Source organism: Desulfobaculum sp. (assembly GCF_054921475.1).
In genome coordinates this window covers 1-9,586 of sequence record NZ_JBUDSW010000133.1, presented here as the reverse complement: position 1 = coordinate 9,586, position 9,586 = coordinate 1, and the positions used below count along the sequence as shown (strand labels likewise).

The 9,586-nt window shown below is 60.8% G+C and carries 10 protein-coding genes and 1 tRNA gene; 9 read left to right on the top strand and 2 right to left on the bottom strand.

The annotated features are described in order from the left end of the window. The first annotated feature begins 175 nt into the window (after nt 1–175). Complete coding sequence (locus ACY69P_RS09900) at nt 176–811, top strand: NAD(P)/FAD-dependent oxidoreductase (RefSeq protein ID WP_462327342.1); 636 nt, start codon at nt 176–178, stop codon at nt 809–811. Between the two features lie 236 nt (nt 812–1,047). Here the strand turns inward: ACY69P_RS09900 and ACY69P_RS09895 are convergent. Both ACY69P_RS09895 and ACY69P_RS09890 read right to left on the bottom strand, forming a co-directional pair. Continuing rightward, nucleotides 1,048–1,123: transfer RNA gene (locus ACY69P_RS09895), tRNA-Ala, on the bottom strand. 86 nt (nt 1,124–1,209) lie between these two features. Continuing rightward, nucleotides 1,210–2,709: a glycosyltransferase family protein gene (locus ACY69P_RS09890; protein WP_462327341.1), complete on the bottom strand. Its 1,500-nt coding sequence runs from the start codon at nt 2,707–2,709 to the stop codon at nt 1,210–1,212. A 125-nt stretch (nt 2,710–2,834) separates the two neighbouring features. Between ACY69P_RS09890 and ACY69P_RS09885 the strand changes: the two genes are divergently transcribed. The 8 genes from ACY69P_RS09885 (at nt 2,835) to dnaA (ending at nt 9,411) form a co-directional block, all read left to right on the top strand. Then, nucleotides 2,835–3,434 (top strand): RlmE family RNA methyltransferase, encoded by a 600-nt coding sequence (locus ACY69P_RS09885; protein WP_459901173.1) that lies wholly within the window; start codon nt 2,835–2,837, stop codon nt 3,432–3,434. A gap of 88 nt (nt 3,435–3,522) precedes the next feature. Then, nucleotides 3,523–4,272 carry a YebC/PmpR family DNA-binding transcriptional regulator gene (locus ACY69P_RS09880; RefSeq protein ID WP_459901175.1) on the top strand — a complete coding sequence of 250 codons (750 nt, stop codon included), beginning with the start codon at nt 3,523–3,525 and terminating at the stop codon, nt 4,270–4,272. Nucleotides 4,273–4,285: 13 nt separating this feature from the next. Next, nucleotides 4,286–4,798: a crossover junction endodeoxyribonuclease RuvC gene (gene ruvC / locus ACY69P_RS09875; RefSeq protein WP_462327340.1), complete on the top strand. Its 513-nt coding sequence runs from the start codon at nt 4,286–4,288 to the stop codon at nt 4,796–4,798. A gap of 1 nt (nt 4,799) precedes the next feature. Further along, the gene (ruvA, locus tag ACY69P_RS09870) at nt 4,800–5,414 is read left to right on the top strand and encodes a Holliday junction branch migration protein RuvA (protein WP_462327339.1); all 615 of its coding nucleotides are present in this window, start codon (nt 4,800–4,802) and stop codon (nt 5,412–5,414) included. After that, entirely contained in the window at nt 5,415–6,383 is a 969-nt protein-coding gene (gene ruvB, locus ACY69P_RS09865; protein ID WP_462327338.1) for a Holliday junction branch migration DNA helicase RuvB, read from the top strand. 34 nt (nt 6,384–6,417) lie between these two features. Then, complete coding sequence (thyX, locus tag ACY69P_RS09860) at nt 6,418–7,092, top strand: FAD-dependent thymidylate synthase (protein ID WP_462327337.1); 675 nt, start codon at nt 6,418–6,420, stop codon at nt 7,090–7,092. 8 nt (nt 7,093–7,100) lie between these two features. Further along, nucleotides 7,101–7,328 carry a hypothetical protein gene (locus ACY69P_RS09855; protein ID WP_462327336.1) on the top strand — a complete coding sequence of 76 codons (228 nt, stop codon included), beginning with the start codon at nt 7,101–7,103 and terminating at the stop codon, nt 7,326–7,328. 559 nt (nt 7,329–7,887) lie between these two features. After that, nucleotides 7,888–9,411 carry a chromosomal replication initiator protein DnaA gene (gene dnaA, locus ACY69P_RS09850; protein WP_462327335.1) on the top strand — a complete coding sequence of 508 codons (1,524 nt, stop codon included), beginning with the start codon at nt 7,888–7,890 and terminating at the stop codon, nt 9,409–9,411. The last annotated feature ends 175 nt before the right edge of the window (nt 9,412–9,586 follow it).

Sequence of the window (9,586 nt, the reverse complement as noted above, 5' to 3'; positions counted from 1 at the left end):
CGGCGAAGTGAAAGGAATGTGTCTACTTTTTTACAGTTATTTAGGTGACATAGGCGTTGCTCTAATGCCTTGCCTTGGGCAGACTGTGTGGTCTGAGTGGAGAAGTCAGTGGGTGCCGAAAGGCATAACGTCCTATCCGCAGAAGGCTGCGGCAGACTGTTTCAAGGAGGCCAAAATGTTCGAACTCCCGAGCGGTTGTGTCAAACAGCGAGACAAGAAGACCTACGGTGTGCGGGTAACGCCGCCAGCGGGAATGCTCACCCCCGACGATTTGGAGACCGTGGCGCGGGTGGCCCGCAAGTATGCCGTCCCTGTCCTCAAAATTACCTCCGGCCAGCGCCTGACGCTTATCGGCCTCAAGGAGGACGACGTCGGCCCCGTGTGCGACGAGTTGCCCTTCAAGGTCGCCGGCCACTACGTTCAGGCCTGCCCCGGCAACCAGTGGTGCCAGTATGGCGTGCAGGACGCGCTGGAGATGGCGGCAGAAGTCGAAAAGCGCTTCTCCTGCGCCACGGTTCCGGCAAAGCTGAAGCTGGGCGTGTCCGGATGCTTTATCTGCTGCGCAGAAAGCTACGTCCGGGACCTTGGGCTGGTGGGCACCCGCAAGGGCTGGACCGTGCTCGTTGGCGGAAGCTCAGGATGCAGCGCGCGGGTTGCCGACGTGCTGGCGGAGGAACACCCCGCCGAGCAAGCCCTCGACCTCATCGCCCGATTCCTCGACTACTACCGCGAAAACGCCCTCACCATGCAGCGCGTGCCGCACTTCTTGGAGGAGCGCGGCATTGAAGCCGTCCGCCGGGCGCTGGTGTGATGGGTGCTGTGTTCGGTGCGTTGGCCGGTTCCCCAGACACGCGGGAGTGGATTCCATAGGTGCTGATGTCCGAACGCTACCACCTTGATCTGCAACCGCGAATGGTCAACGACGAGGGCATGGGTATTGCGATGTGTGACGGCTTGAAGGCGGTGAGCCTCGTGTAGTCGTACAGCGCATGTGCCCCAAAAAAGAAAAAGGGCCTAGAGGTATAGCCTCTAGGCCCTTGAAAATTCTGGTGGAGATGATGAGACTTGAACTCACGACCTACGCGTTGCGAACGCGCCGCTCTCCCAACTGAGCTACATCCCCATGTGGTGTTCCGTGGAACGGAAAAGGATTTACGCTCCTTCGCAGCGGGATGCAAGGGGAAATTTTGTGTGGTGGTGGGGGCGGGGTTAGGGAATTGGGCTTGGGGTGGGGCTGGAATCGATGCCGAGGATATCCAGCACGCGGCGCACGCGGTGGCCGTAGGTGTGCTGGTCGAGGATATGGCGGTGCCATGCGGCGGTAAGGTCTTTGCGTAGGGTGGAGCCCGGGGCGAGGCGTTTGGCGAGCTTCGTGATGTCGCCGGGCGCGGCAAAGGTGATTTCGCGCGTGAGCTCCTCCGGGAAGATGTCCAGCCCCGGCGTGTCGTCCGTGAGCAGGAATCCGCCAGCCGCCCAGACGTCAAAGTGCCGCTGGGTCAGGCCTGCGGGCAGGAGCAGGCTCGTCACATTGAGGTTCCATGCGCTTTGGCGGTAAATGCCGGGGAGTTCTGTGTAATAGTCCACACCGGAGCGGATATCCGTGCCCTGCGGGAGGTGCTCCTTCCACGCGCTGTCGCCAAAGACCACGAGCGGCAGCCCCGTGGCCGCGTGTTGCAGGCACATAATGCGCCGCTGGCAGCTGGCGGCTTCTGCGCCGAATCCGGCGTTTCGGACGGCGTTGCCGGGCCAGAGGGGGGAGGTTTTTGTCTGCTCCACCCACCACGAGAAATCCGGGCGTTGCCCCGCGCGGAGCATGGCCTGTGCTGCGGCATCAAGGGCTTCATCCACGCGGCATCCGGCGAAGAATTGGCCCTTGTTCGGGAACGCCGAGCGTCCCACAAAGGTGAGCCGGCCCTCCACGGCAAAATTGGGCGCTGTTGTCGCGGTGGTGGCGGCGTGCTCCGGCCACGCCGCAAGGGGCAGGTGGAAGACCTGCTCTGCGCCGTGGTCGTGAAGCAGCGGGATGAAGGAGGCGTCGGTGACGAAGATGGGCATCTCGCGCCAGAAGGGCGAGCGCAGGCCGCTTATCAGGTGAAAGGGATTGTCCACGCACCATGTGGCGACAGGCACGTCCGCCGCGCGCAGCAGGTGGTACAGCTCGCCGTACGGGTCAAATCCGCTGAAATTGACGCTGAAGAACAGCGCCGGGCGCTCGCGCTGGAGCAAGTGGGGCATGAGCGAGCCCGCCTGCTTTGGGTGCACGCGCCGCGTTTTTAGGCCCGTACGCTCAAAGGCGTCAAGGAGTTCGGGGATGAGCAGGCTGTCTTCATTGCCGGGCAGGATGGCGTAGCGCCGCAGTTCCGGGATGCCGGAGTCCAAGGTCTTGAGCCAGCGGCACCGGGCGACAAGCGGGCCAAAAAAGGATGGAAAATGCCGCAAACCGGGGCGATAAAGAAAAATATCCGCGTCCCGCAGGGCGTCGTCGGTGAGCGAATCGGGAGCAATCTCCCGCCAGTGCGGGGGGATGGAGCGTTTTGGGTTCCCGGACATCTGCGACTTGAACAGATGGGCCTCAATGACGTATACGGCCTTTCCCGCCGGGAGCATCCCCGCAACAGTTGCCGGGTCCGGTCCGGCCCCGAGAATGAGCACGTCGCCCTTTCCGGGCAAGTGCGCGATATGCCGCGCCCCGTCAGGTGGCGTCTGCATTTTGCCGAGTTCCGTCTGGATGCGAGGACGCTTGGGGCGATGCGGCATGGGACTGTCGGCACTCCGTCGGCTTGTGCAGGGGCGCTGCCCCTGATAAAAGATGACACACTTCAGGCGATACCATCATGAAAAAGTACCGCGACCATTATTTCCTTAAAGCAAAAAAGGACAACTATCCCGCGCGCTCAGTCTACAAGCTCAAGGAGCTGGACAAGCGCTTTAAGCTGTTCAAACCCGGGCAGAAGGTCATGGACCTTGGCGCTGCTCCGGGGTCGTGGACGCTCTTCGCCGCCGAAAAGGTGGGGGAGAAGGGATACGTCCTTTCCGCCGACATTCAGAACACGGAAACGGCCTTCCCGCCCAATGTGGCCTTCCATCAGGAAGACGTTTTTGAACGCACGCCGGAGTTCGAAGCCGAGATTGAGGCCGTTGGCCCCTTCGATATGGTGATCTCCGACATGGCCCCCAAAACCACGGGGCATAAGTTCACCGACCAGGCGCGGTCCATGAATCTGGCTGAAGAAGCCCTTGCCGTGGCCTGTAAAACCTTGGTAAAGGGCGGGCACTTCGTGGTCAAGGTGTTTCAGGGGCCGGACGAAGCCGCCTACGGCAAGACGCTCCGCCTTTATTTTGACACCATGAAGACCTTCAAGCCCAAAAGCTCCCGTGCCGAATCCAAGGAAATCTTCTTCGTCGGCATGGGCTTCAAAGGACTGACCGAGTAAGGGACGCGCCGCCCGGCTCCTGCACGGGGTGGGCGGGTCGTGTCGTTTTTTCAAGACTACAATTTGGACAAAGGAGCCGGAGGACAATATGGCTGGACATAGTAAATGGCATAATATCATGCATCGCAAGGGCCGTCAGGACGCCAAGCGCGGCAAGGCCTTCACCAAGGCCGCCAAGGAAATCATCATCGCCGCCAAGGATGGCGGTGGCGACATTGAAACCAACGCCCGCCTCCGTGCTGCCGTGCAGGCCGCCAAGTCCGTGAACCTGCCCAAGGACAAGATCGAAAACGCCATCAAGAAGGGTACCGGCGAGCTTGATGGCGGCGAAATGTTTGAAGTGATGTACGAGGGCTACGGTCCCGGCGGCGTCGCGCTGCTCGTGGACGCCGCGACGGACAACAAGAACCGTACCGTTGCCGAAATCCGCCACATTCTCTCCCGCAACAACGGCAACATGGGCGAAGCAGGCTGCGTTGCGTGGATGTTTGAGAAGAAGGGCACCCTGTACTTCGATAAGGAAACCTACTCCGAAGAGCAGGTCATGGAAGTGGGCCTTGAGGCCGGCGCGGACGATATCCGCGACGACGATGACGCATGGGAAGTGCGCACCGCCCCCGAGGACTTCTCCGACGTGCAGTCCGGTTTTGAAACCGCAGGCATGACCCCCACCAGCGCCGAAGTCTCCATGATTGCCCAGAACAACATTGATCTGGACACCGCTCAGGGCGTGAAGCTCATCAAGATGCTGGAACTGCTGGAAGACCACGACGACGTCCAGAAGGTCCACCACAACGCCAACGTGCCCGACGAAGCCTTCGAGGAATACGCTGGCTAGTCAGGTGACGCATATGGGTGAAACATCCGGCGAGACCATCGTGCTCGGAATCGATCCGGGATCCCGCGTAACAGGCTACGGACTGGTACGCGAGATCTCGGGTTGCGCCCAGCTTATCGAAGCCGGAACCATACGCGTGGCTTCCGTAAAGGACCTAGGGGAGCGCCTTGGCCGCATCTACAGCGCGCGGGCCGGACTCATCGAGACGCACCGCCCGCACGAGGCCGCCATTGAGAATGTGTTCGTCTCCAAGAACACCATGAGCGCCCTGAAGCTGGGGCAGGCGCGCGGAGCGGCCATTGCGGCGTGCGCCGTGGCCGGGCTGCCCGTCTCCGCCTACGAGCCGACCAAGGTCAAGCAGAGCCTTGTGGGCACCGGGCGCGCGGACAAGGCGCAGGTCGCCTTCATGGTGGCGCAGGTCCTTGGCGTGCGCAATCCCGGATGGGCGGAGGACGCAAGCGACGCCCTCGGCATTGCCATCTGTCATCTCAACATGCGCCGCATGCGGCGGCTGGCCGGAGTTTAGGATGATTGCATTCGTCAAGGGGACCATCGTCGCCAAGACCGACAGCGCCTGTGTGGTGCTGACCTCTGGCGGCGTGGGCTATCACATCGGCCTTACCGTTCCCGGCATTGCCGCTCTCGGGCCCACCGGCGCCGAGGTGGAGTTCTTCGTCCACACCATCGTGCGTGAGGACGCCATTGAGCTGTACGGCTTTGCCACGTGGGACGAAAAGACCACCTTTGAGACACTTCTTGGCATCACCAAGGTTGGCCCCAAGCTGGCACTGGCCATTCTCTCGCAGTATGGCCCGGACGACCTGCGGCGTGTTGTCATTTCCGACGACTACACGCCCCTCGTCAACGTGCCCGGCATCGGCAAAAAGAGCGCCCAGCGCATTTTTGTGGAGCTGAAATACAAGCTGGAAGCCACGGCGGAACTGGCCCAGACCATGCCCGACATGGACGGCCGCAGTGTTGCCGTGTTCCGTGACGCTCTGGCCGGATTGACCAATCTGGGGTATGAGGATGGCGAAGCACGCGAGGTGCTTGAACAAGTCTTTGCCGAGCAGCCGGGATTGGATGTCGGCGAGGCACTTCGCGAGGCGTTGAAGGCCATTTCTCAAAGCAAGGCGAACTAGATGTCTCAAGACCCATGCACCCTTGATGAAACCATCCGCCCACGGGGGATTGATGAATTTATCGGGCAGGAGGACCTGCGGGCCAACCTGCGCGTGTTCATCAGTGCCGCGCGCGAGCGTGGGCAGGCCATGGACCATACGCTGCTCTACGGCAGCCCCGGCCTTGGCAAGACGACCCTCGCGCAGATTATTGCGTCCGAACTTGGCGTGAACCTTGTCTCCACCTCCGGCCCCGTGCTGGAGCGCAGCGGCGATCTTGCGGCCATTCTGACCAATCTTGGCCGCTACGATATTTTGTTCATTGACGAAATTCACCGCATGCCCGCCACCGTGGAGGAAGTGCTCTATCCCGCCATGGAGGACTTTAAGCTGGACCTCGTCATCGGGCAGGGACCGGGCGCGCGGACGGTGAAGATTGACCTTGAGCCCTTCACCCTTGTAGGAGCGACCACGCGCATCGGTCTGCTGACGTCGCCCCTGCGTGACCGCTTTGGCGTGATCAACCGTCTGGAATTTTATTCGCCCGAGGAGCTGGCCCGCGTGGTGCAGCGCTCCGCGCGTATTCTGGGTGTTGGCATCTCCGAGGAGGGGGCCTACACCATTGGCCGCCGCTCCCGTGGTACGCCGCGTATCGCCAACCGTCTGCTGCGCCGCGTGCGCGACTTCGCCATGGTGGATGGCGGCGGCTCCATTGATACCGACATCGCCGAAAAAGCGCTGACCCGAATGGATGTGGACGAGCAGGGGCTGGACTACATGGACCGCAAGATCCTCTCGACCATTATCAATCATTACGGGGGCGGGCCCGTTGGCGTGAAGCCCCTTGCCGTGGCGTGCTCCGAAGAGGTGCGCACCATCGAGGACATCTACGAGCCGTATCTCATTCAGTGTGGCTTTTTGAAGCGGACCCCGCGCGGGCGTGTGGCCTCGGCCAAGGCCTACACGCACATGAAACTTTTCCAAAGCTAGAACGTTTTAACTTTACGATAGGACTCCCCGACGCATGAAGATCGTACGACCTTCCTTCGACATCATGTTCCTGCCCGACGGCGAGGAAATGATCCGCAACATCGAGGCCGCAGGGCGCACCTGCTACAAGTCCGAGGACAAGATTACCTCGGATTCCGCGCGCAAGTTCGTGCGGCGCATCATCTCCAGCGGGCACGAGAGCGTCATCGAGCACGGCTCGGCCACGGTGCGCTTTGTGTGCGACAGGGGCGTCACCCACGAGCTGGTGCGGCACCGCATCGCCGCATTCAGTCAGGAGAGCACGCGCTACGCCAACTACTCCAAGGATAAGTTCGGCAACGAAATTACCGTCGTAAAGCCCGTGTTTTGGGACGAGGACTCCGAAGCCTACCGCCTGTGGTATGAGGCCATGGAACAGGCCGAGCGCCTGTATCTGGACCTCATCGACAAGGGCGCCAAGGCGCAGGAGGCCCGCTCCGTCCTGCCCAACAGCCTCAAGACCGAAATCGTCATGACCGCAAACCTGCGCGAATGGCGCCACGTGTTCAAGCTGCGCTGCGATGGCGCCGCGCATCCGCAGATTCGCGAAGTCATGCTGCCGCTGCTGGACGAATTCGCACGGCGCGTGCCCGTCGTGTTCGATGACTTGCGGGAGAAATTTTCCCGTGATATCGACAAGTTCCGGCAATTGGCCGGAGACGTGGAGTAAAACAGACCATGACGACGGCTCACGAGACATCCGGGGGAGCAAAGCCCTACATCACCGATGAGGGCGCCCTCATCATCCCCCGGGACTGCGACGAGGCCTACCGCTGGTGGGCCGGCGGGCAGTCCATAGCAAAAACGCTCATCGAGCTTGGCGCACCCGAAACGGTGTGGAAGCTCTATTCGCATGAGGACTATCCGGACGAGTTGAAGGATACGCCGCAACCGGACGCCGGTTAGGGCCTACGCCCTATTTTTCGCGTGAAATCGGGAACAACCGGACGCCCGGAACCCGAGGAGTCGCGCCACATCTGTGCTGAGGGGATTTGCCTGTGCAATTCCTCCCCTCAGCCGTGTTTTTGCTATGATTTCCGGTTGTCTTGCGGGGCATCAGGGTGTATCTTCGCCCGCCTGTTGACGAGGGCAAGGCTCCAGAAGGTCTCACGAAGGGGCTGGAGGGCGTTGTCAAGGAATTTTTTGGTGAAATGCTGACATTTTCACCGTAGCACCAGAGAAAAAGATTTAATTTCTGAGAAATTCGCCGGATAACGCAGAGCAGGGTGTGGAAAAAGTTTTCCACCTCTGTTGATAAAAAAGTGAAGTCATCTCTCGGTCCTTTATCCGCGCCGCCTCAAAAGAGGTGCCTGAAAACGGCCGATTCTGGTGGATTTCAAAATTTGTGAATATAAACGGCAACTTGGAAGAGGCAGTACGTGGGGAGAACATGCGTTGTCACTCAAGTGCAACGCGATAGTATCACTCGTTGCCGTTTTCTCGAAACCTGACTAGGACACAGTTCATGTCTGAAGCTTGGGCTCAAATAACTGATATACTCGCTAAAACGACCGGACCCGGCACGTTCAAGGTATGGATTAAACCCCTTGAAGCCGAGGTCTCCGATCGTGTTCTGACGTTGCTGGCGCCCAACAGCTTCGTGGCCTCCTGGATTGGGGACAGGCTGACCGACGTCATCGCAGACGCCGCCACTCAGGTCCTCGGGAGACGACCCAAAGTGGACATCAAAGTGCGCCAGAGGGACCGCCGCAAGAATCGCGACATCGTCGAGCACAGCGGAGTGCGCCCCGTTATGACGTCCAGAAGCGCGCCCTCCGAAGCCGCTGCCACCACCGTGGCCGCCGCCGTGTCCGCCGCCCAGTCGCAGCCGGAGCCAAAGCACGCACAGCCGCAGCAGCATGCAGAACCGCAGCAGGCCCCGCAGAGGACCCCGCGCAAGGCGCCCGCTCGCCCCGTGCAGATTGGCCTGCCCAATCTCACACCGGCCGCGCCCAAACCCGTCAGTTTCAGCAACTGGCGCTTTCAGTTCAATGATTTTATCGTCGGCCCCTGTAATCAGCTGGCCTTTGCCGCCGCCAGCGGCATCTGCCGCGACCAGCTGGCCACGCATCAGCTGTTCCTGAACTCCGGCCCCGGCCTCGGCAAGACGCATCTGCTTCACGCCATCGGCTCGCAGGTCGCCGGACACTCCAACCGCGACAACGTGCGCATTGGCTACGCCACCGCCGAAGAGTTCACCAGACAGCTCATCCTTGCCATCAAGGCCAAGGAAGTCGAACGCTTTAAGAACCAGTACCGCGACAGCCTCGACGTCCTCCTGCTCGAAGACGTCCACTTTCTGCAGGGCCGTCAGGTGGCGCAGGATGAAATGCTCGCCACCCTCAATGCCCTCGAAAACCGCGGCTGTAAGGTCGTCATGTCCAGCTCCTTCCTCCCCCGTGAGCTGAAGGACGTGGACTCCCAGCTGGCCTCGCGTATGTGCGCCGGGTTCCTCGCAACCATCGACGCACCGGACTTCGACACCCGTCGCCGTATTCTCGACTCCAAAGCCCGCCTGCATCAGGTCGTGCTCCCCGGAGACGTGTCCGAATACCTCGCTGATAACCTCCGCGACGACGTGCGCCAGATCGAAAGCTGTATTCAGAACCTCGTGCTCAAAGCCCGGCTCCTCGGTGAACACATCACCATGGACCTCGCCGCCGAAGTGCTGCAGAACTACACGGTCACCAACGACTCCCGCTCCATCGGGCTTCAGAAGATCGTCAAGTACATCTGCTCCAGCTTCGACCTCACCAACGAGCAGCTCGCCTCCAAGAGCCGTAAGCGGAATATCGTCATGGCACGAAACACCGCCTTCTTCCTCGCAAGGAAGTACACCGACCTCGGTCTGAAGCAGATTGGCAGCCAGTTCAACCGCCGCCACTCCACCGTCCTCAAGGGCATCACCAACGTGGAACGCGAAATCTCCCTGCAAACCCCCCTCGGACGGCAGCTCGACACCGTGGTGGAACGCATCAAGTCGTTCTAAACACCACCCCCGTCCAACAACGCCACCAAAAAGGCCCGCTCATCGTAGCGGGCCTTTTTTTGGACATGCGCTGTGGCGTTGGCGTAGGGCGGACAGGAGAAGAAGAGCGAAGAGAAGAGTTGCTCCGCAGGTTTAAGGGCCGTGGGCCCTTAAAAATCCCATGTGCGCACAGGCC